This is a genomic window from Phycisphaeraceae bacterium, from assembly GCA_019636735.1.
Taxonomy (GTDB): domain Bacteria; phylum Planctomycetota; class Phycisphaerae; order Phycisphaerales; family SM1A02; genus VGXK01.
Window position 1 is genome coordinate 348,504 of the sequence record JAHBWY010000003.1, and the last position, 22,778, is coordinate 371,281.

17 protein-coding genes are annotated in these 22,778 nt (G+C 66.4%); 9 read left to right on the forward strand and 8 right to left on the reverse strand.

All coding sequences use genetic code 11. From position 1 onward, the window contains the following. Nucleotides 1–7 precede the first annotated feature (7 nt). The 6 genes from KF724_05515 to dacB all read left to right on the forward strand — a co-directional run bounded on the left by KF724_05515 (nt 8) and on the right by dacB (nt 9,671). The gene (locus KF724_05515) at nt 8–739 is read left to right on the forward strand and encodes an ABC transporter ATP-binding protein (GenBank protein MBX3355139.1); all 732 of its coding nucleotides are present in this window, start codon (nt 8–10) and stop codon (nt 737–739) included. Next, nucleotides 736–2,082 carry an ABC transporter permease gene (locus KF724_05520; GenBank protein ID MBX3355140.1) on the forward strand — a complete coding sequence of 449 codons (1,347 nt, stop codon included), beginning with the start codon at nt 736–738 and terminating at the stop codon, nt 2,080–2,082. Before KF724_05515 ends, KF724_05520 begins: the two co-directional genes overlap by 4 nt. A 68-nt stretch (nt 2,083–2,150) precedes the next feature. After that, the gene (locus KF724_05525) at nt 2,151–2,930 is read left to right on the forward strand and encodes a hypothetical protein (GenBank protein MBX3355141.1); all 780 of its coding nucleotides are present in this window, start codon (nt 2,151–2,153) and stop codon (nt 2,928–2,930) included. A 69-nt stretch (nt 2,931–2,999) separates the two neighbouring features. Beyond that, on the forward strand, nt 3,000–6,707 hold the full coding sequence (locus KF724_05530) for a hypothetical protein (GenBank protein ID MBX3355142.1): 3,708 nt from the start codon (nt 3,000–3,002) through the stop codon (nt 6,705–6,707). Between the two features lie 28 nt (nt 6,708–6,735). Then, nucleotides 6,736–8,070, forward strand: coding sequence for an aminoacetone oxidase family FAD-binding enzyme (locus KF724_05535; GenBank protein ID MBX3355143.1), 1,335 nt, complete (start codon nt 6,736–6,738; stop codon nt 8,068–8,070). 8 nt (nt 8,071–8,078) lie between these two features. Further along, nucleotides 8,079–9,671: a D-alanyl-D-alanine carboxypeptidase/D-alanyl-D-alanine-endopeptidase gene (gene dacB, locus KF724_05540; protein ID MBX3355144.1), complete on the forward strand. Its 1,593-nt coding sequence runs from the start codon at nt 8,079–8,081 to the stop codon at nt 9,669–9,671. A 16-nt stretch (nt 9,672–9,687) separates the two neighbouring features. Here the strand turns inward: dacB and KF724_05545 are convergent, their stop codons facing one another. Next, a complete protein-coding gene (locus tag KF724_05545) occupies nt 9,688–10,458 on the reverse strand; it encodes a segregation/condensation protein A (protein ID MBX3355145.1) in 771 nt (256 codons plus the stop codon). Nucleotides 10,459–10,498: 40 nt separating this feature from the next. Between KF724_05545 and KF724_05550 the strand changes: the two genes are divergently transcribed. From KF724_05550 to KF724_05560, 3 genes are all read left to right on the forward strand, one after another. Further along, nucleotides 10,499–11,506, forward strand: a complete 1,008-nt coding sequence (locus KF724_05550) for a KpsF/GutQ family sugar-phosphate isomerase (GenBank protein MBX3355146.1) — start codon at nt 10,499–10,501, stop codon at nt 11,504–11,506. Nucleotides 11,507–11,523: 17 nt separating this feature from the next. Further along, the gene (locus KF724_05555) at nt 11,524–11,868 is read left to right on the forward strand and encodes an STAS domain-containing protein (protein ID MBX3355147.1); all 345 of its coding nucleotides are present in this window, start codon (nt 11,524–11,526) and stop codon (nt 11,866–11,868) included. Nucleotides 11,869–12,194: 326 nt separating this feature from the next. Continuing rightward, on the forward strand, nt 12,195–12,407 hold the full coding sequence (locus KF724_05560; protein MBX3355148.1) for a hypothetical protein: 213 nt from the start codon (nt 12,195–12,197) through the stop codon (nt 12,405–12,407). 24 nt (nt 12,408–12,431) lie between these two features. On the opposite strand, the gene KF724_05565 is transcribed toward KF724_05560, so the two are convergent. From KF724_05565 to pyrF, 7 genes are all read right to left on the reverse strand, one after another. Further along, nucleotides 12,432–12,917, reverse strand: a complete 486-nt coding sequence (locus KF724_05565; protein ID MBX3355149.1) for a response regulator — start codon at nt 12,915–12,917, stop codon at nt 12,432–12,434. Continuing rightward, on the reverse strand, nt 12,914–15,934 hold the full coding sequence (locus KF724_05570; protein MBX3355150.1) for an FAD-binding protein: 3,021 nt from the start codon (nt 15,932–15,934) through the stop codon (nt 12,914–12,916). The genes KF724_05565 and KF724_05570 overlap by 4 nt, the downstream gene beginning before the upstream one ends. Beyond that, the gene (locus tag KF724_05575) at nt 15,931–17,403 is read right to left on the reverse strand and encodes a TlpA family protein disulfide reductase (GenBank protein MBX3355151.1); all 1,473 of its coding nucleotides are present in this window, start codon (nt 17,401–17,403) and stop codon (nt 15,931–15,933) included. The genes KF724_05570 and KF724_05575 overlap by 4 nt, the downstream gene beginning before the upstream one ends. After that, nucleotides 17,403–18,761 carry a TlpA family protein disulfide reductase gene (locus tag KF724_05580; protein MBX3355152.1) on the reverse strand — a complete coding sequence of 453 codons (1,359 nt, stop codon included), beginning with the start codon at nt 18,759–18,761 and terminating at the stop codon, nt 17,403–17,405. Before KF724_05580 ends, KF724_05575 begins: the two co-directional genes overlap by 1 nt. A 122-nt stretch (nt 18,762–18,883) precedes the next feature. Beyond that, a complete protein-coding gene (locus KF724_05585; protein ID MBX3355153.1) occupies nt 18,884–20,179 on the reverse strand; it encodes a CinA family nicotinamide mononucleotide deamidase-related protein in 1,296 nt (431 codons plus the stop codon). After that, nucleotides 20,176–21,822 carry an extracellular solute-binding protein gene (locus KF724_05590; GenBank protein ID MBX3355154.1) on the reverse strand — a complete coding sequence of 549 codons (1,647 nt, stop codon included), beginning with the start codon at nt 21,820–21,822 and terminating at the stop codon, nt 20,176–20,178. The genes KF724_05585 and KF724_05590 overlap by 4 nt, the downstream gene beginning before the upstream one ends. Further along, entirely contained in the window at nt 21,819–22,688 is an 870-nt protein-coding gene (gene pyrF / locus KF724_05595) for an orotidine-5'-phosphate decarboxylase (protein ID MBX3355155.1), read from the reverse strand. Before pyrF ends, KF724_05590 begins: the two co-directional genes overlap by 4 nt. Nucleotides 22,689–22,778: the final 90 nt, after the last annotated feature.

A 22,778-nucleotide genomic window follows, 5' to 3' on the forward strand; every position in this document is an offset into this window, starting at 1 on the left:
CGTCCGCATGCCTGCCGCACTTGAAATCGAACGGTTGCGCTTCGCTTACGGCAGCGGCCCCGAGGGCTTCGCACTCGTGGTCGAGCGCTTCGAGCTTGCGCCGGGTGAACAGGTGCTTCTGGCTGGCCCCTCGGGCAGCGGCAAGAGCACGCTGCTTGCGCTCATTGCCGGGCTGCTCGAACCTGCGTCGGGTTCGATCCGTGTCGGCGGCGATTCCATCAGCGCCATGCAAGGCGCCGCACGCGATCTCTTTCGCGGGCGACGGATCGGCATGATCTTCCAGACCTTCAATCTGCTGCATGGCTTCTCGGCGCGCGAGAATGTCGAGGTGGCACTGCTGGCGACCAATGCGCCTCGCTCGGAGCAGCGCACAAGAGCAGAGGCGCTCCTGGGGGAGCTCGGCATCGAGCGCATCGACGCCCTCGTCGACGAACTCTCCGTGGGTCAGCAGCAGCGCGTGGCCGTGGCCCGCGCGGTTGCCTGTCGACCGGCGCTCGTCCTCGCCGATGAGCCCACCGCGAGCCTCGATCCGCCGACCGCGCAGGCCGCCATGGAGACGATCCAGCGCTGCTGCCGGGAGGCCGGCGCCGCCCTTCTCTGCACCAGCCACGATCCGCAGATGCGCGAGCGGTTCAGGCGCGTCGAGTCGATCGATGCATTCCTCAATGGCCGCGCCGGACACGCACCCGCAACGCCAGTCGCCTCCGGATCGGTGCCGAGCCGAGGTGACCACGCATGAGCGATCTCCTCATCGTGCTCCGCAGCTTGCGGGCTCGGCGCCTGAGCACGCTGATCACCTCGCTCACCGTCGCGATCGCGGTGGCCCTCCTGATGGTGCTGCTCACTCTTCGAGCGGCGGCCTCCAAGGCGTTCGAGCGCGGAAGCGGCAATGCGCACCTTCTGGTCAGCGCCGATTCGAGCCCGCTCACCACCGTGCTCAACGGGCTCTTCTATGCGGCCCCGCCGCAGCGCCCGCTGACCCTCGCGAAGGTCGAGGAGATCCGAGGCATGTTCCCCTTCGAGTGGGCCATTCCCACGCAGCAGGGCGACAGCTACCGCGGCTTTCCCACCCTCGCGACCGAGTCGATCTACTTTGAAAAGTTCGAGCCCGTGGCCGGAGAGCCATGGAAGTTCGTTTCGGGGCGTCCCTTTCGACGCACGGCCCCGGGCAAGCCATTCGAAATGGTTGCAGGCGCTGCCGCGGCGCGAGGGGCTCAACTCTCCGTGGGCGATGTCATCCACCTCACGCATGGCGCGGGGTCGAGTCGCGAGGGTGTCGGCCACATTCACGAGGAGTATGGCTTCGAGGTCGTTGGAATACTCGAGCCGACCGGCTCGGCCCATGACCGAGCGCTCTTCGTCGACCTCGAGGCGAGCTGGATCCTTCACGCACATGATCGCCTCGAGATGGAGGGCAAGCTCCATGCCGACGAAGATGAAGCCTGCGATGAAGATCACGACCACGGGCCCGAGTGCAATCACCCGATCGTGACGGTGGACGACCTGCTCGACGATGACCGTCTGGCCACGGGCATCCTGCTCCGGCTCCCCACCCGCGGTGGCACCGGCGCTCCCGCCGCCCTCCAGCAGGTTCACGACATGCTGCGGCGCGACACGACGATCATGGTCGCGAGCCCATCGGAGGAGGTCCGCAAGCTCCTCAACATCGTGGGCAATGTCGACGGTCTCTTTGTCCTGATGGCGGTCGCGGTGCTCGTCTCAAGCGCGATTGCCATCATGCTGGCGCTCTACGACGGCATGGCGGCCCGGCGTCGGCAGATCGCGGTGCTTCGTGTGCTCGGCTTCAGTCGAGGGCGCATCGCCTCGCTGGTCCTCACGGAGAGCGCCGTGATCGGTGCTGTCGGCGCAGCACTCGGGGTCGCCTTCAGCATCGGCGGCATGCGCTTCGCCTCGTCATTTCTCGAAGCACGCGTTGGACTGGTCTTCGACGCCGGTCTCGATGTTCGCGTGGCGCTCCTTGTCGCCGGTTCCGCGGTGCTGCTCGCGGCACTCGCTGGTTGCCTTCCCGCGATGGCCGCCTATCGCACCGCGGTCTGGCGCTCGCTTCGTCCTCTCGCATGAAGTGCGCTCTCGCGATCACCTCCGATGATCCTGTCCACTCGCCTTGATTCGACTCGGATCGTTCCCCCATGAAGTGGCTCTGGCTCTGTTTCGGTCTGCTCATGGTCGGTGCCGTCATTGTCCTGTGGCAGGAGACGACACCGACGCGCGCCCTGTCACCAACTCCCGCGACATCGGCGCGCACGCTCGAACCGGTGCGGCCTTCAGCGCAGCCACCGGCGGTGCGCCAGGCGAGCGTCGCCGCCGCGGTACCGGCAGCGGCGACCTCCGCGAATGTGACCGAGACCACTGGCGCAGTTCGCCCCGCATCGGGTGCGGCTGCCGAGACACCGTCGCGGCCCCTGCCCACCATCGAGCACGCCACGGTTGTTCCAAGCCGACTCGAGGTGCAACCCGATGGATCGATCATCGCGGACAATCGCTTTCGCATCATGGGCAAGGGAACAGCGGCCGATCCCTACCGCGTGAGCTGGGAAGCGCTCGCGAGCGCGCAGGAGACCTACATCCCGCGCCTCTCCGAGGATCAGATTCCCGAGCGCATCGCCATGCTCGATGGGAAAGTCGTGTCGATCGAGGGCTATGTCACCTTCCCGCTGCTCCAGCGCGAGGCGAGCGAACTGATCGTCATGCTGAATCAGTGGGATGGCTGCTGCATCGGTCTGCCACCGACCCCCTACGACGCGATCGAGGTCAAGCTCGCCCAGCCCGTCACCAACACACGGCGACATGCGGGCTTCACCTTCGGCAGTGTCACGGGGACCTTCAAGGTCGAGCCATTCCTTGTCGAGAATTGGCTGGTCGGCCTCTATGTCATGGAGGATGCGGTCTACGAGCCTGAAGGGCTCTGATCGCGGTGAGGAGCGGTTTCTCCCGCTTGCCTGCAGCGAGCGCGGCGTGAGGCGGGTAGAACGCCGAACATGGTGTCCCTGCTCTCCGTTGCGCTGGTCGCTTTCGCCGTCCCGGCCGCCGTCGTTCCTCCCGCAACTTCTCCCCCTCCCTCGCCTGCGGAAGTCGAGCGCGAACTCAAGGCCATTGTCGACAGTTCCGGTGGCCGCGCCACACTCTCTTCGATCGGGCGCTCACTCGAAGGGCGAGAGCTTCATCTCCTGACGATCTCGCGGGACCCGGCGCTCGCTCTCGAACAGCCCTCGCTGCTGGTGGTGGCGGGACTCGACGGCACGCGCGGAGCCACGACCAGCGTCGCTCTTCGCATGGCCAAGCTGCTCGCCGACATGGCCGCCGTCGAGGCGAGTTCCGCCACGGACGCCGGCGAAGGCGGGCAAGCTGCCGCTATGAGTGGCGAGATCGATGGCGTCACCTTCCACTTCATTGTCAGCGCGAATCCCGACGCGGCCGTGCGCCAGGCGGCGCTTCCATCCGCGCGCGGAGCTCTGAACGCCAGACCCGTCGACGAGGATCGCGATGGGCGCATGAACGAGGATGGTCCCGTTGATCTCAACAGTGACGGCGTCATCACGATCATGCGACAACTTGATCCCAAGCCGGGGGTGGCCGTACCGACATTGATGGCGGATCCCGCCGACCCGCGTCTGCTCCGAGCGCCCAATCGCGCTCGCGGTGAAGTGGCCCGCTACGCGATCTGGGTCGAAGGCCTCGATCAGGATGGCGATGGTCGCATCGCCGAGGATGGCCCGGGAGGCGTCGATCCCGATCGCAACTTCCCCCACCGCTGGCAGGAATTCGAGCCGACGGCCGGGGTCGCGCCGCTGTCTGAGCCCGAATCATGGGCGCTCGCACAATTCGTGCTTGAACACCCCAGGATCTTCGCGATTCATGTCCTCGGTCGCCACGACACCGTCGTGCAGCCCCCCGATGGTCGCGGCCGTGATGTCTCCGGTCGACTGCCGATCGTTCTTGAGGAAGCCGATGTTCCACTCTGGAACGAACTCGCGAAGCTCTATCGGGACACGACGGGTCAAAGTCGCGCGCAGGGTGCCGACATGGCCGGGAGCTTCGCGCTCTGGGCAATGGTGCATCGAGGCATTCCCACCTTTGCGACCACCATGTGGGGGCGCCCCGATCTTCCGGAGCGGGCTTCGCCGGAGCGTGGTGCAGGTGATGGCGCGGCTCCCGCAGCGACGGCGCCGCCCGAAAGTGAGATCGCAGCGCCCGCCACACCAACGCCGGGTGCCGCAGCGGCCGAAGCACCTCGCCCTGCAGCGCGACCTCGAGGCCGCAGCGCGCCACCAGCGCGAGCACCCGCGCGACCCGTCGAGCCCACCCCCGCCGGCGCCGTCGAAGCCGAGGGTGCCGACTGGCTCAAGTACAGCGACTCCCAGCGCGATGGCGCAGGATTCGTCGAGTGGACGCCATTCGATCACCCGACACTCGGTCCCGTGGAGATTGGCGGATTCGTGCCGGGCTTCCGCGAGAATCCACCAGCCGACCAGTTCGATGAGATCGCGTCGAAACAGCGCGACTGGCTCGTGCGCCTCGCCTCGATGAGGCCCCAGATCGAGGTGCGCGGTCCTGAGGTTCGGACGCTGGCCCCGAGGTTGATCCAGGTGGACCTCGGATTGAAGCAAGTAGGACGACTGCCACTCACGCTCACGCCCGGCAAGAGCGCCGGCATGGCGCGCGCGGTGGTCACGCGCCTGAGCACGCCCCTTGATCGCGTCAAGAGCGGTCGCCGCGTCGATGTCCGTCGCGGCTTCGATCCCGGCGAGTTCATCGAGGCGCAGTGGATCGTGGACACCTCGAGTGGCGAACCCTTCGAAATCACCATCGCCCATCCCGTCTTCGGCGAATGGGTGTCAACGGTTCGCGATGGTGCGGCGAGCGCGCCTGCTCATCGCGCGGGGACCTTCCATGCCGAAGCGCCGATCGGCAACGAGTCGGGCGATCTCCTTGCGCCCCCCCTGCCGGACACCTCGGAGAGCCGTGCCCTCGCCGCAAAGCCGGACGGCACTCGACCGCCACTCCCTCGACCGGCGTGGAATCGGTACTACACCCAGGACGAAGTCGACGAGATGCTGCGCGCGTTCGCCGCGGCGCGGCCGGATCTTGCGCGACTTGAGAGCCTCGGAGACAGCGTGGAGGGGCGCCCCGTCTGGCTTCTCACGGTCACCAACTTCGCCACCGGTGAAGCGGAGACGAAGCCAGCGATGTATGTCGACGGCTCGATTCATGCGAATGAGATCCAGGCGACGGAAACCGTGCTCTACTCGATCTGGTACCTGCTTGAGAACTACGGGCGGCTCGCCCCAATCACTGACTTTCTCGATCGCGGCGCCTTCTACTTCGTGCCCGTAGTCGCTCCCGACAGTCGCGCGGCGTGGTTCCGCGATCCCAACACGCCGCACAGCCATCGCACGGGGCGTCAACCGACCGATGATGACGGCGACGGGCTCGTCGACGAAGACGGCCCGGTCGATCTCGATGGAGATGGCTCCATCGGCCAGATGTGGCGGCGCGATCCATTCGGAACGCATCGACGCAACCCGCGCGATCCGCGCATTCTCGAGCCGGTGCCGACGGAGCCCCGCGCCGACGGAACCCGCGAGTACGGCGATTGGAGCTTCGCCGGCCCCGAGGGCATCGATCAGGATGGCGACGGCCGCATCGGCGAGGACCCGCCCGGGGTCTACGACATGAATCGCAACTTCCCGAGCGACTGGCAGCCGAGCGGCGTGCAGTCGGGCGCCGGGCCGTGGCCACTCTTCTATCCCGAGACCCGCGCCATCGGGCGCTTGCTCATTTCGCGATCGAATATCGCGGCGGGTCAGGCGTTCCACAACATGGGGGGAATGATTCTCCGCGGACCAGGCGCCCCCTATCGCGAGGGCGAGTATCCGCGGCGCGACCTTGCGGTCTATGACGCAATCAGCAGCGCGGGGGCGGAAATGCTCCCCTTCTATCGCCCGCTGGTGATTCACTCGGGGCTCTACACGGTGCATGGCGGCCTGGTGAACTGGATCGCCGAGGGGCTCGGCATCGTCTCGTTCACGAACGAACTCTGGACCACCAAGCGCATTCTTCAGACGGGGCAGGATCCAACCCCCGAGCAGATGCGGCGCTGGCGCGATCGCATGCTCTTCGGCGAGACCTTCACCGACTGGACGGAGATGGACCATCCTGACCTCGGTCGCGTGCTCGTCGGCGGTGGAGACAAGTACTCCTCACGGATCCCGCCGGGATTCATGCTGGAAGAGGAGTGCCATCGCAACTTCGCCTTCGTCTTCTTCCATGCCGAGCAGATGCCGCTGCTGCGCTGGGAGTCGATGGAGTCGAAGTCTCTCGGAGGGGATCTCTGGGAGGTCACTGTGGCCGTGGCGAACGATCGCCTGATCCCGACTCGCACCGCGCGAGCTGCGGAGAAGAGCATCGGACGGCCAGATCTCCTCGTTGTTGACGGCGGCCCCGGTGTCGAGGTGATCGCCTCGGGACTTGTGCAGGGGCGCGAACAGCGCACCTTCACACCGCAGCCACAAGAGCCAGCGCGCCTCATGGTCAACGACGGTGTGCCGAGCCACGGAAGCACGCTCATGCGTCTGATCGTCAAGGGCCCCGCCGGCGCCCCGCTCAAGCTCAACTACCAGGCGGAGAAGGCGCGGGACCTCGAAGGCTCGCTGGTGCTCGGTGCTGAACCGACGCGGACCCCGTGATGCGACGGTGCCGAACGACGAAGCCGCGATGAGCCCTGAGCGTGCCGACCTGGTCGTGGTGGGCGCTGGCGCCGCGGGACTCTTCGCGTCGATCTGGGCCGGGCGAAGCGAACCGGGGAAGCGGATCGTCGCGTTCGACGGCGCGAAGCGCCTCGGCGCCAAGATTCTCGTTGCAGGCGGCGGCCGTTGCAATGTGACGCATCACGCCGTCTCCGAACGAGACTTCAACGGCTCAACGCCCGCGTCGATTCGTCGAATCCTCTCGAAGTTCGGAGTGGACGCGACGGTCACCTTCTTTCGAGCGCTCGGCGTCGAGCTCAAGCGTGAGGAGACGGGCAAGCTCTTTCCCGTGACTGATGACGCCCACACCGTGCTGAACGCCCTGCTGGGAGAGGCCCGAAGGGTCGGCGTCGAGCTGCGGCATCCTTCGCGAGTGCGAAGCGTGCGTCGTCTCAGAGTCCTCGCCGAAGCGGGCGCGACGGATCGGGCCAGCGTTTGCGGGGAGCGTGTTGACTCCATTCGACCCGGCGCTTTGAAGCTGGAGTTCCTGATCGACCACGATGGCGGACAGTTGATCGCGCCGCGCGTCATCCTCGCGACGGGCGGGCGCGCCCTGCCCAAGAGCGGTTCCGATGGCTTTGGATTCGAACTCGCCCGGGCGCTCGGACACTCGATCACTCCGCGAATCACCGCCGCGCTCGTGCCGCTCAAGGTGGCTGACGGGCATTGGGTTCGCAGCATTCCCGGGGTTTCGAGCGATGCGGAGATCGTCGTGCGCGATCGGCCCGGGGGCCCTATTGTCGGACGATTCGCCGGGAGCGTGCTCTGCACGCACTTCGGTCTCTCGGGCCCCGCCATTCTCGATGCGAGTCGCCATCTCCTGCACACCGATGGCGGAACCCTCTCGGTGCGATGGATCCCGAGTGTTCCAGAAGAGCGCATGGAAGCGTGGCTGCTCGAAGGCGCGCGGGAGACTCTCCTCAGCCGCCTTCGACGCCACCTCCCGGAGCGGCTCGCGCGAACGCTCCTCCTCGTCGCCGGAATTGATCCCGCCACCTCGGCTCATCAGATCCCCCGCGCGATGCGAGCGAAACTCGCGGGCGAACTGGGAGCGGCACCGATTCCGATCGTTGGTGACCGAGGTGATACCTTCGCCGAGGCAACGGCTGGTGGCGTGCCTCTCCGTGAGGTCCACCTCGAAACCCTCGAGAGCCGTTTCACCCCGGGACTTCACTTCTGTGGCGAACTGCTCGATGTCGATGGACGCATCGGCGGCTTCAATTTCCAGTGGGCTTGGGCCAGTGGATTTGTCGCGGGTTGCGCCGCCATCAAACTCCTGCGGGACCTCTGCCCGATAGAGTGATCAACACCATGCGAACCGCATCGCTCCCACTCCGTATCGTCGGATCGGGCCTTCTCGCACTGGCTTGGCTCGCCCCCTCCGCCGACGCGATGCCGCAATCGAGCGGAGGCGCATCGACGCCAGCTCGCCCTGCGGCGCGCCCGACGGCGCCAGCCCAGGCTCGCCCCGCGGCGGAGACGGGCGACCTCGCCCTTGAAGTCCGCCGCCTGATCGAGGCGACCGCACTCCGTCGAGCGAAGTTCGCCGTGAGCATCCGTGATGCAGGCGGCCGCGAGATCGTCTCGATCCAAGGCGATGAACCGATGCTGCCGGCGAGCAACATGAAGCTCGTGACGACCGGCGTCGCACTGCGCACATTGGGGCCCGACTTCTCCTTCCGCACGCGACTGCTCCACGATCGAGACCGTCTGACCGTGGTGGGCGACGGCGACCCGGCGTTCGGCGACCCCGAGCTCCTCGCAACACTGGTTTCAACCGACGCCCAGGGGCGCGAAGTGCGCGGACTGACCGTCGAGTCGCTCCTCGCACGCTGGGTCGATGCCGTCGTTGCCGCCGGCATCCGGCGTGTGGGCGAACTGGTCGTCGACGATCGCATCTTCGAGCGCGAGTTCGTCCACCCGATGTGGCCACGCGACCAGCTCAACGAGCGCTACTGCGCCGAGGTCGCCGGGCTCAACTTTCATCTCAACCGACTGCATCTCTTTCCGCGGCCGGTCCCGGGAGGGCAGCCCGACCTCTCGCGCGTCGAACCCGCGGTGCCCTTCCTCCAGATCAGGAATCGCGCGACTTCCAAGAGCGGTAGGAACGACTCCAACTCGCTCTGGATTTCACGCAGCCCCGGGCGCAATGACCTCACGCTGAATGGCAACTTGAAGGAACCGCAGGTCGCTCCGATCCCCGCGGTCGTCCACGACATGCCGTCGCTCTTCGGCGAGATCCTCGCCGATCGGCTTCGTCGCGCAGGGGTCGAAGTGGAGCGAGTCCGACTCGCCGAGACCTCCGAGGCGCCCCCTCGCGGCACGCCCATCGGACCAGTGTTCCGCACGCCGATCGCCTCAGTCATCGAGCGGGCGAACACCGACAGTGACAACCTGCACGCGGAGTCGCTGCTGAAGCGCAGTGCGGCGCACGCCACGGGAGCGCCGGGCTCCTGGGGATCGGGCGCTGAACTCTTCCAGGCGACGCTGATTTCCACGCTCGGCCGGGATGGCGAACCCTTCGTCGTCTCCGATGGATCGGGGCTCTCGCGCGGCAATCGCGTGACGGCCCGCGGCCTGAGCCGATGGATCGAGACCTTCGTCCGTGACTCCTCGGTGCGCGACGCCTTCATGGAGAGCCTCGCGGTCGGGGGGCAGAGCGGCACCGTGCGTCGCCGCTTTCGCGATCTCGATCCAGCCAAGGCGATGGTGCGCTGCAAGACCGGCTACATCGCCGGCGTGAGCACGCTGTCAGGCGTCGTGCAGGCGGGCGGGCAGGAGTGGACCTTCAGCATTCTCGGCAACGATCTCACCGAGGCCAATGCCGTGGGCAAGGCGCGGCAGCTTCAGGAACAGATCGTCCGTGCCATCGCGCGACGCATGGACCGGGGCTCGGTCAACTGATCACGCGGCTGGCGCCTCACGCATCAACGAGTTCGAGTTGGAGCGCGTCACTCGGTCGAGGTTGCTCAACCCTGATGCGTTGATTGCGTACCAGTTCAAGAAGCGCCAGAAAGAGACCGATCATCTCGCTGCGACGGCGTCCGCGGAAGAGTTCGACGATGGTCGTTCGCTTCCCCGGCAATCGCGTGAGCTGATCTTCGAGATCCGCCGCATAGAGCGAGATGGGCGTGTCGTCGTACTCGACGCGATGTTCGCCCAGACGCGTGAAGTCGACCGCGGCAATGATGCGTTCATAGGCCTTGAGCAGGTCGAGCACATGGGCGTCTTCGACATCGATTGGCGGATCTTCGTCGGGCGAGAGCCCCGGGAGCGCTCCACCGCTCGCCTCGGCGCGCGCCAGGTGATCCTGTCGAAGGCGATCGAGATCCTCCGCCGCGCCGCGATACTTCTGATACTCGATGAGTTGCCGCACGAGCTCGGTGCGAGGGTCCTCCGACTCCGGCGCGTCGAGCCCAGTCTCGTCCGCCGAGCCATCGCCACTCACTCCCCGCGGTGAGAGCGTGCGACTCTTGATCTCGACGAGCGTCGCTGCCATCACCAGGAACTCCCCCGCGAGGTCGACATCGACCTCGTCGATCTCCTTCAGGAAGGCGAGATACTGCTCCGTGAGCGTGTGAATGGGAATGTCGTTGATGTCGACTTCGTGCCGTCGCACGAGAAAGAGCAGCAGATCGAGCGGCCCTTCGAAGGAGGCGAGCCGGACGCGGTAGTCGTCCTGGAGCGGCATGGATGAGAGGGTAACACGCCCCACGGGTAAACTTCTCTCCATGCACGACGGGTCTGCGACCGATCACGAGACGACCTTCATCCAGGAAGCGCTTGAGGCCGAGGCGGAGGCGATCCGCCGGATCGCAGCCGGCGTCGCGGCCGATGCGCGGAACTGGGATGCCGCCGTCGCCCTGCTTGAGTCCTGCCGCGGCCATGTCGTCGTCTCCGGAATGGGCAAGAGCGGCCTGATCGGGCTGAAGATTTCGGCGACCCTCGCGTCACTTGGGGCGCCCTCGCACTTCATTCACCCCGCCGAGGCGGTCCATGGCGATCTTGGACGAATCCGGCCGGACGATGTGGCCCTGCTCGTCTCCTACAGCGGTGAGACGGATGAGGTCGTCAACCTCGCCCTCCTGCTCCGCGCCGACTCGATTCCCATTCTGGCGATCACAGGACGGCCGCGCAGCGCGCTGGCGCGACATGCCACGGTTCATCTCTCGCTCGGAGAAGTGGAGGAGGCGTGCCCTCACAACCTCGCCCCGACCGCGACGACCACCGCCATGGTTGCCGTCGGCGATACGCTCGCCCTGGCTCTCGCGCGGCGGCGCAACTTCGCGGCCGATGACTTCCACCGTCGCCATCCCGGCGGCATGCTCGGCGTGGGTCTTCGCCCCATCACCGAGGCGCTGCGCTTTCGAGTCGGCCAGAATCTCGCCGTTGTCAGGGACGATCTTTCAGTTCGGAGTGCTCTCGCAGCCGCAGGCGAGGGGCGTCGTGCGGGTGCCGTGGTGCTCGTGGATGTCCATGGACGGCTCTCCGGAATCCTCACCGACGGCGATCTCCGTCGGCTCATCAATCGCCATGGAAACGCCGTGCTCGACATCACGATTCACGAGGTCATGACGGCGCGCCCGCGCTCGCTCGGTGTCGAGGCGCAGGTCCGCGACGCGGTCCGAATGGTGCAGGAGTGCCGCGTGGACGAGATCCCCGTCGTCGATGGCGAGGGCCGGCCCGTGGGCCTCGTCGATGTCCAGGACCTCATCGCCATGAAGGTGGTCCGCGAGTAGCATGCCGGAAACTCCCCATGGAAACCTACGCCCAGGAAATTGACGGCGACCTGCTGATTCTCTCCGCCGACGGCGGCATCAATCGCGGCACCGCCACGCAGCTTGTCGAGAGCGTCGGGAAGCTCGTCGATGCCGGAGTCCGGAAGATCATCATCGACTTCTCGAAGGTGGAGATGATCACTTCGAGCGGAATCAGCACGCTCATGCTGCTGAGCCGTTCAATGCGGAATCGCGGCGCCGAGGTGAAGCTCGCCGCGCTCTCGGGCATGGTGTCTCAGGTGCTGCAGCTGGTTCGACTCGATCGCATCTTCGAGATGTATCCCGATGTGAACCAGGCGCGCCTCGCGTTCCGGCCTTCGTGATTGTTCGAAGGGCGTCGGAGGATGCGGCGCCCCCTCGCGGCGAGCGGGGCGTCATGCGGGCCTGACCGCGCGCCAACGGGTGATTGGCGACCGCCCCGAAACCGACGGCGTCACAACCCACGACTCTCCAGCGACTTCCGAGGAGGAGGTCCAACGCCCCGGCCGCGGCTGTTGGCCCTCTGGCAGTCTGTATCAGGTGATGATTGTTGGAGCTCCCCGTCTCATGCCGATCAGTTCATGGACGCGGGCGGAGCCGGCGTGAGATGGATCGCCGATGGCAAGGAGACCGGCATGGAGGCGCCGGAGTTTCTCGCCGAGGATCTCCCATGCTGACCAAGGCTCAGTTGATCGACTCCGTGATCGAACTCAACCCGGGTGCACGTCGCGAGTGGCTCGCCCAGTTCGCCGCCGATGCCCTTCGCGAATACTTCGAGCGCCTCCAGTTCGCAGCAGGTCCTCGCGGGACCTCGCGCTCGAACGGACCCTCGCGAACCAGCCGACAGTTCTCTCGTCCGCTGCCGCAGCGCCAGGCCGCCTGAGGCGCCTCGGCGACCCCGCGCCGCTCAGCTGCCGCGTCGCTCGCGCATCAGCGCTTCGATCTTCCGCTTCAGGAGCCGCACCCGAAGCAGACTCTTCGTGCGCGTCAGCAGTTCGAGCTTGTTGACCGGCTTCGTCAGGAAGTCATCGCAGCCGCTCTCGACCGCGCGTTCGTAGTCCCCCACTTCGTGCAGAGCTGTGACCATGATGACCACCACATCGCGCGTGGCCGGATTCTGCTTGATCTTCTGGCAGACTTCGAAGCCGCTCATGCGCGGCATCATCACATCGAGCAGAACCAGGTCGGGCTGAACCCGATCGATCGCCGCGACCGCCTCGATGCCGTCGTGGGCCGTCTCGATCCGTACCGGGAGCATCTCGAGATACGCCTGCATGAGCTCGAGATTCTGCTGGTTGTCATCGACCAGCAGGATGCACGCACCATCGATGTCGGGGCCGGCGCCGTCGGCGTCCAGGTCGAGCGAGAGCGATTCGGGGCGTTCGGCGGTCATGATGGGGATGGTACTTGGTTGGCGAGCGCCCGGGCGCAGAGGTCGATCGGATGGAGCGCCCCCACGCCCATCCCCTCCCGAAGCTGCTGGCGACAACTCGTGCCGGCAGCGACCACGACGCTTTGTGAATCACCGCACGCGCGCTGTTCCGTCCCGGGTACCTCGCCCCTCGTCGCTGAGTCCGCAAGCGCGCGGCGCAATGGGGCGAAGAGTGAGATCTCGCCGATGCGCATCGAGAGGTCGAAGCGATGCGCCGAGTACCCGAAGCTGCCGGCCATGCCGCAGCACCCGCTGTCGAGCACCTCGACCGCACCCGGGAAGAGTCGCTCCAGGAGCGCCGCCGACGACGCACTTCCATGCAGCGCCCGCTGGTGACAGTGGGTGTGGACCAGTATCCGCTCACCCTTCGGCTCAATCGAGGGGCGTCGCGGATGGTGTTCCCAGGCCCGAGCGAGAAACTCATCAACCAGCATCGTTCTCGCCGCAATCGCCTTGACACGCTCGGAGTCGAGGCCGAGCTGAAGGTCGGTCCAGTCGTCGCGCATCGCGCTGTCACAACTCGGCTCGAGCGTGAGCAGCGGGGCCTCGGGATGGCGTTCAAGAGCCGCCTCGAGGTGCAGCGCCGTGACCGTCGAGGTCCGGACGGCCTGATCCAGCAGCCCCAGCGAAATCTGTGGCCGAGCGCAGCAGCCGGCATCGATGAGTTCCACGCGATATCCGAAGGCTTCGAGAACCTTGACGGCGGCCAGACCGATCTCGGAGTTCTGAAAGCAACTGAAGCAATCGCCCATGAGAAGGACGACCGGGCCGTCTGTGGGAACGCGCCTGCAGGCATGCCGTCGAAGCGCTCGCGCAAGCGATCGTGAGAAGGTCAACGGTTCACGGCGGGGATCAAAGCGGAGCATCGAGAAGAGCGCCCGATGCGCCGCGGGGATCGCGGCGATGAGATTTGAGAGCGGCGCGAGTGCCGAGCCTGCACGGCTCATCATTCGAAGTCGTCCGAGCAGGCGCGCGGCCCAGGGAGCACCCCCACTGCTCCGATAGGCCTGCGCCAGGTACTCCGACTTCAGCTTGGCGATGTCGACATTCGACGGGCACTCGCTCTTGCACGCCTTGCAGCCGAGACAGAGGTCGAGCGTATCGAGCGTCTCAGGGTCATTCCACGAGGGCGCACCATCGCCGAATTGCCCGGTGAGGGCCAGTCGAAGCGCATTGCCCCGGCCGCGCGTAGCGTGGCGCTCTTCGAGCGTCGCTCGATAGCTCGGGCACATGGCACCCGGCGCCATGCGCCGACAGAGTCCGGCGCCATTGCACTGGTCGATCGCATGCCCGAACCCCCCTTCCCGCTCATATCGATAGAAGGTCACACCGTCGCCAAGCGGCGCGTCGATCACTCGATCGATCGGCTTCACGCGATGATGATCGAGAATGCGGAGCGGTGTCCCCGAATCGACGATGTTGCCGGGATTGAGAAGGCCCTGCGGGTCGAAGAGGCGCTTCACCTTGCGGAACGCGTCGCAGAGCGCGGGACCGAGCACGCGCTCGAGCAAGGGCGTGCGGACGCGCCCATCTCCATGCTCACCCGAGAGGGCCCCGCCGTGCCGCATCACCAGGTCCGCCACCTCTTTCGCGATCGCGACCATCGCCGCCCGGTCGCGCTCGTCGCGCAGGTTGATGAGCGGGCGAATATGGAGGCAGCCGACGGAAGCGTGAGCCCAATACGCCGCGCGCGTCCCGTGACGCTCCACGATCGCCTTGAACTCGTGAACGAACGCACGCAGACGGCTCGGATCGACCGCCGTGTCCTCGACGAAAGTGACCGGCTTTCGTTCACCGGGAATCGCATGCAGCAGCGGCTCTCCTGCCTTCCGCAGGTGCCACGCGCGGCGCATCGACTCAGCGTCGAGGTACTCCAATCGCGGTGCATCTGGCGCCGCCGAGGCGATGGCCTTGAGCTTCGACTCCACTTCACTTCTCGAGGCGCCGAAGTGTTCGACATAGAGCACTGCCCCGGGGTCCCGGCCATTCACACGCGGCAGAAGTTCGACCGTCGCCGCATGCTCGCGATTCAGGCGCGCCGTCTCGATGATGACCTCGTCGATCATCTCAACGGCGGCGGGCCGCTGGGCGAGAATGGCTCCAAGTGCCTCAAGCGCCGCATCGACTGTGGCGAAGGCGACCATCGCCAACCCGCGCGTCACGGGGCGATCAACCAGCGAGACCTCGGCGCCGAGGGTCACCGCGAGGGTGCCTTCACTTCCGCAGAGGAGCGTTGCGAGGTTCACGCGGTCAAAGGTGCCGGGTGGACTCGCGTCGAGCTGGGCAAGCAGCAGGTCGAGGTTGTACCCATCCACATGGCGGCGGATCTTCGGCACTCGACGCGCGATCTCCTCCCGGAGGGGGAGCACGATCTCCGCCAGGCGTTCGACCAGGGCGAATTCGCGCTCGTTGGCCATGCAGGAGCCTTCGCGAAACTCATGGCGTGATCCATCGGCCAGGAGCGCGTCGATCGCGACGACATGCTCCACTGTCCGACCATGGAGAATGGAGTACGCGCCCGCCGAGTTGTTTCCGATCATGCCGCCGAGGTTCGCGTGACTCGCGGTCGCCACATCGGGCCCGAACATGAGGCCATGCGGCGCAAGGTGGGCATTCAACTGGTCGAGCACCACACCCGGCTCCACCCGCGCGCGGCGCTTCTCAACGCTTACCGAGCGAATCGTTCGACAACGCGCGCTGAAGTCGAGGATGACGGCGCGATTGACACTCTGCCCCGCGAGCGCCGTGCCTGCGCCGCGAGGCAGAATGGGCAGTCCCGCCTCCGCGCAGGTGCGCACCACGGCAGGCGCCTGCTCGACCGAGTCAAGGATCACCACCGCGAGCGGTTCGACCTGGTAGATGCTCGCATCGGTGGCGTAGAGCATCCGCGTGTGACGATCGGTGCGGACATCGGTGATCCCCAACTCACGCAGCGCGCGGACCAGATGATCCAGCGCCGGATCTCGAATGACGCTCATGTGCCGTCATCGTCCGCGTCGGGCGCCACGGGTGCACCGAAGGGGCGTTGCGCCCGCTCGATCACCGCTTCGAGTTCCTCTTCCCAGCGCTCGGAGAGCCCCACCTGGTACCAGTGCACCACGCCATCGCTCCCGATCACCACGGTGGTTGGAAGACCGCGCACACCAAAGGCATCGGCGGCCTCACCCTTCTCATCGAGAACAAGCGAGAGCGAGAAGTTCCTGTCGCGCCAGAAGCCATCCACGCGCCGGCGCAGGGCCTCGCCTTCGAGACCCTCCATCGTGTTGACGGCGGCCACTTCGAGCGGCACACCCTTCGCCGCGAGTCGCCTGGCGACGGCGTCGAGCTTGGGCAGGCCGACTCGGCACGGGCCGCACCAGGTCGCCCAGAAGTCAAGGACCACCACCCTGCGTCCTCGGAAGTTCGAAAGATCGAAATCGCCTCCATCCCAGCGCTCCATGGAGACATCGGGTGCTCGTCGCCCGACCATGCCCGGGTTCGCCGCAACCACGCCGCGCCGCTCGCCTCCCTGCTGCTCCTGAACGCGGGCGAGCGCCGCGATCGAGTCGATGCGGCGCCGCGCTCCAGGGTCAAAGGCGAATCGAGCCGCAACATCCTCCGGCGGAAGGGGGCTCTCCTCGCAATCGATCTCAACCTGCAAGGTCGCGCCCTGCGCCACCATCGGACCACCGGTGAGCTTCAGCCGGCTTCCGAGGATCGCCTGCGAGAGCGGATCGACATCAATCTCAAGGTGCTCGAAATCACTGGTGAAGTGAATGCGCTGCGCCCGGCGGGTCAGGTCAGTTGGCCGGTCCGGCACCGCTGGCGACGACTCATCCGCGGGCGCCAGCCTCGGCGCCGCGCCATCGTCCGCCGCCCCGCTCGTGCGCCGATTCACCGGACGCTCGACCTCCTCGACCTTGGTCGGCACGATCCAACCCGCCCGTGAAGTGAGCTGAGTCAGCAGGTCTCCAGGATCGTCATCACCCAAGATCAGACCGATCTGTGGGTACGGGAGATCGACGAATGACAGGAGCAGCGTGTAATAGGGCGATCCGTCGTCCTCGATCGAGACATAGTCGCGCTCGTTCGAGGCGTGGGTGACATCGATCCGCCCCTCATGCACTCTGACGGTGAAGCCGCGGAGCTCAAGCACCGCTCGCCGTGGCGTCGAGCGCGGATCAAAGAAGAGCTTCGCCTCGAGGGGCGGCGCGTCGGCGCTGTGCTCGCCCTCGCTCGCCCGCACCACCAGCGAAGTCTGCGCGGAGTAAGGGGCCCTTTCGCGCGTGGTCTTGACCAGCGCCTCGAAGGCGCGCTGCGCCGCCGGCTCGGGCGTATGCGATTGCCGGAGCGCTCCCCCATGCAGTGCGGTCGACAAGCCCCCGAACGCACCGGCCACCAACGCCAGCGCGGCGCCCCCGCGAAGGGACGCCGCGCCAGCGCCAGTGGCGGCACGAATCAAACGCATCAGCCGGCCGCAGGCGTCTTGGCGAGCGCCTTCTCGACATCTCGCTTGAGCGTCTCGACCATTTCGGGATCAAAGCCCTGGTGGACCGCGGCGACATTCCCGTCGGGTCCGATGACGACCGTTACGGGGATGCCCTGGAAGCCGTAGCCACCGATGAGCTCGTCGGACTCATCCACGAGCGTCGCAAAGCTGAAGCCCTTCTGATCCCAGAACTTCTTGGCGAAGGCCTGGCGCTCCGAGGCTTCGACACGCTCCCAGACATCGACACCAAAGACCTTGATCGGCTTGCCGCTGGCGGCCGCCCACTGGGCGAACTCATTGAGCTTCGGCAGCGCCATCTGGCACGGCGCACACCAGGTCGCCCAGAAGTCGAGGACAACAACCTGACCCTTGAGGTCGGCGGAAGTGATCTTCCTGCCTTCGGTATCCATCAGGGCAAACTCGACGGCGGGCTCACCGATCGCCACCGGCATCATCAGGTCCTGAATCGTGGCGACGATCATCCGACCCTGCGCCTCGGGCGCGGTGATCGGCGATGGAAGCGCGCTCATGACCGTCGGTCCCAGGTCAATGTCGAGAGCGACCGTCATTCCGGGAGGCGCGCCCTCGGGCGAAAAGACGGCCATGATCGACTTCGCCAGTCCGGTCTTCGGGTCGATGGCCACTTCGGCGTCACCGTTGGAACCCTTCATGAGAACTCGGTCGGCGCCATCCACCTGCCGAAGGCCGACGACCTTGAGATCGTTCAGCATGCCGCCCAAGGAAAAACCCTCGATCAGCGCATCGCCGGAGAGGCCCTTGCGCAGCTCGATGAGCGGGAATGGCAGTGGCGAAGGAAGCACTTCCTTCAGCGTCGCCAAGGCGCTCTCCTTGACCGGGACCTTGAGGAACTTCCGCTTGTTGCCCGCGATCTCGAGGAAGATCGATTCATCGGCGCTGGTGAGCGTCATCGGCCCGCCGCTCAAGCGGAAGGTGTCGCCGCTGCCGAAGGAGGCATCGAGCGTGTCGCTCTGCTCGCCGAGCGCATGACGGGTCGTGAAGACCACCTTGTTCTGGATCGCCGGTGCGTCCTGATGCGCCTTGACGAGCGCCTTGAGTGCGGCGTTCGCCTTCTCGATCGCTTCAGGAGTGAGAGCGCCGGCATCCCAGCCCTCAGAGAGCGGCTTCGGTCCCGGCGGCAACTGGAACTGGCTGAAGTCAATCTCCATCTCCTCTTCCGCCTGCGCGAGCGCAGGAGCGGTCACGAGGGCGAGCGACGCGAGCGCGACCGCGGGTGCGAGGAAGGAGCGGAACGGACGGGCCGACAGACGAGATCTGCTGGACTTGATCATCTTGATCACCTTGATCATCTTCAACATGGCTTCTCCAAGGGTCCGGTGGCACGCGTGGTGCTCAACCGGCCTCGACGACAACGACCCGTACGCAGGATGCTTCTCGAGGAATAGGAATGCCCGATTCTACCGGCGAGGCCTCAGAGCGTTTACGGGCTGACCGCCCGGGCGGGCTCTGCTTCGCCCAGAAGCGGAACGCTTCCCCAGCCGAGCAGGTGAAGCCGCAGCGCCCCGATCGCCGATCGGGCCGATCGCTCCTGAATCGCCTTTCGAAGGCCGGGCAGACGGAAACGGCGCACTACCACCTCAGGCAGGCGGCCGACCGCCGTGGCGATGAAGACGGTTCCGACGGGCTTCGACTCGCTGCCTCCATCGGGTCCGGCGACTCCCGTGATCGAGGCGGCGGCAGAGACGCCGAACTTCTCGATGGCGCCCCTCACCATGGCCGCCGCGCTCTCGGCGCTCACGGCGCCATGTCGATTGAGAATCTCGGGCGGCACCCCGAGCATCGATGCCTTGATCTCATTGGAGTAACTCACCACGGAACCCTCGAGCCAGCGACTCGCGCCCGGCACTTCGCCGAGCATGGCGCTTGCGAGTCCCGCCGTGCAGCTTTCGGCAAACGCCGCGCGGACGCCCTTCGCGAGCGCGACCTCGGCGAAGGCCTCGGCGATCGTCATGGGGCTGCGACCGAGCGCATACGGATGCACCCGCTCGATCACCCCGTCGACAAAGGCGTCGAACGCCTCGGCGTCGTGGGCCATCGCCTGTTCACTTCGAATGCGGATCGTGACGACCAAGTTGCTCGCGGTGGTGCCGACGAGGGGATCGCGATCGCGCGCCATCAACTCGCCGAGGCGCTCGGCCACGACGCTCTCGCCCAGTCCGAAGCAGGGAATCGACGCAAGCTTCACCACGCGCATCCGCCGTCCCGCCTCAAGCGCCGGCCGGATGAAGCGCTCGAACATCGGGTGCATCTCGACCGGTGGTCCCGGAAGACACCAGACTCGACTCTCTCCACATGGGGCGACGAGGCCCGGCGCCGTGCCGTGAGGGTTCTCAAGACACGAGGCCGACACGGGCCGCTGCGCCTGGCGAAGATTGATTTCCGGCATGACCCGGTGCTGGTTCGCGAACCAGCGCTCGAGCGCTGCGCGAGCCTCGGGGTCTTCGACGAGGGGCTCATCGCCGAGCACTCGGGCGAGCGCGGGCCTGAGAAGGTCATCGTCGGTTGGTCCGAGTCCGCCCGTGGTGATGACGACCCGCGCTTGATCGAGAAGCTCGCGAAGTGCGCGAACGATCGCCTCGAGATCGTCGGCCACCGTGCGATGTTCACGGGTCAGCACGCCGATCTCGGCGAGTTGTGCAGAGAGCCACCCGGCATTGCGCTCGGCGATCTGCCCGAGAATGAGTTCATCCCCGATCGAGAGAATCGCCGCCTTCAAGGCGCTCTCCCATCCGCGCGATTCCGCGACGCCGAGTGGGGCACTCCCGTTGACGGCGTCGCCTCGCGATCTTCGATGATCGCGCGATACTGCGCTTCAAAGAAATCCCGAAGGCGACGCCGAAGCGCCTCGTCGCCACGAATGCTCGAGGGCCAGAGCCCCTGCCCGGCCCATGCGGCGGGCCGACCATCGACGCCGATCCACCCCGCGGCGACCTGCCTCAGGTTGGCGGGATCCGCGAGGTCGAAGGTCGTGCCATCGGGACCGGGGATCTTTGGCATCGCATCGAAATGTTCAAGCCAGCGGCGCAACTGCGGGTCATCGACCATTGACGCGGTCACGATGCCGTCCTTCTTCGGATAGGCCGGATGCTCCACGATTCGGCGCCACGCGGCCGTCAGAAGTCCATGGAGGTCCATCGCCATGCCGGAGAAGATCGGCGTGACGAAGAGCCGAGTCGACTCGTTCGGATGCGACGGAGCCTGCGCGATCCTGAAGGGATCGACGCGGTCGACGAAGCGATCGAGATTGCCCTCGATGAAGTCGCGCCGAATCGGCATGCGACGAAGTTCGAATCGCTCCGGACCATCGGGCGAACCAGCCCGGAACTGCCAGAGCGCCTGACCCTGGTCGGAGACGACGAACTCGATGAAGCGCCGCGCCATCTCACGGTCTAGCGGATTCCGCAGCATCGCGATCGGGTCGGAGTCGATGACCGTTCGACCAACGGGATCGGCGTAGCCGACGCGGGGCCGCGCCGTCGGACCAAGCCGAGCGCGATCCGCTTCGAGCAGGGTCTGCGCCTGCGAGCGACCGTAGAAGTCGATGCAGATGCCGGCACCAGCGTCACCCTGGCTCACATCGATCGGCACGCGCGTGGAGCTGGCGCTATAGCTCCGTGAATTCGCAGTCGCGCGACGGAGGATGCGCCACCCCTCTTCCCAACCCTCCCGCTCGAGAATCGCCTGAATGGCGGTGGCAATGGAACTCGACTGCGCCGGATTCACCATCGAGATCCAGCCTCGAAAGCGCGGATCCGCAAGGTCGCTCCATGTCGTCGGCTCCTCCAGGCCGAGGCGCGCGAGAACATCGTTGTTCCAGACGATGCCGAACCCGGAGAGCGCAGCCCCCACCCAGCGCCCGCGCGGGTCATAGAGCGTGCGACCTCCAATGTCGTTGTCACCGAATGTCTCAACGAGCCACTCCTCAGAGAACTCCACAGGCTCAAGGACCGCCGCCGATCGATCACCATCCGGCGTGCGCACGACGATCGGCTCGGCCAAGCGGTCAAACTCGAAGGAGCCGCCGCCAAAGAGAATGTCCGCATCACCGCCCGGTTCCTGGCCGCTCTTCAGCGCCGCTTCCCAGCTCGAACGCAGCAATCGCGAAATCTCACTCGTGCCACCGGGGGTGTTCCAGATCACCTTCGCCGGCTCGCCGTAACGCTCCCGGTGCCAGCGCTCGAAGGCGAGTCCGAACTCGTGACGGATCTGCTCATTGTGCGGGGTCACAATGATGACGCGTCTCGCGCCGGGCTCGACGACGACACTCGACGGGCGCACCAGGAGAGGCACTCCGACAAGGACCAGAAGAGCCGCGAGAAAGCCGCCCATCACCAGTCGATGACGCCTTGCCTCGTTCACGGGTGAACCACCTGGGCAATGTCTCGGGCGAAGGCCTCGGCTGCCGCGCGCACCGAGTCACTCCACGCCCGATCACCCGGCTCAAAGGCGTAAATGACGCTTCGGCTCGCCGTGATGAGGGCACCGCTCCCATCGGCCCGGAAGCACGCCGCCGCCTCGCGCGGCCCGGCGCCCTGTGCTCCATAGCCGGGCACCAGGAAGATCTGCTTCGGCATGAGGGCACGGAGCCGTGCTGCATCGGCGAACTTGGTGGCTCCCACGACAGCGCCAAGCGAACTCAATCCAGAGGCACCGACCCAGCGCTCGCCCTCGCTTGCAATCAGCGCCGCCACGGCCTCGGCGACGGTGCCTCCCTCGCCATCATCAAGGCGCCGCGACTGCACGCGATCGCCGTCGGCGTTGCTGGTCCGCACCAGCGCGAAGACGCCAAGCCCGGCGTCAAGGAAGGGTCGCACGCCGTCGAGGCCGAGATAGGGACTCGCCGTCACCCAATCAGCCCCGAGCGCCACCGCACCCGCGGCGTAGTGCTCCGAGGAGACCCCGATGTCGCCACGCTTCCAGTCGAGGATGATCTCGAAACGACCGCGAGCCGCCTTCATCACACGCTCGAGGGCCAGGTACCCCGCCGCGCCGTAACGCTCGAAGCACGCCGCCTGCGGCTTGACCGCGGGCACCACTCCCTCAACGGCATCGAGCAGCACCACCGAGAAGCGCTCGATTGCCTCGACCTCGCTCGGGGCCTGCGTCCGTATCACCTCCGGGAGCCGCGCGAACACGGGATCGAGGCCCACGCAGACGGGCGCCTCCAGCGCCCGAATGCGAGCTTCGAGGCGATCCGATGGCGCGACCTCGTCATCGGGGTTCATCACGGCGGTGATCTTAGAGACTGCTTCAGATTCCTCGCGTTGCCGATATCGTGCGAAGACGATCCCGATCTGGGCGGGCGGCACAATCCG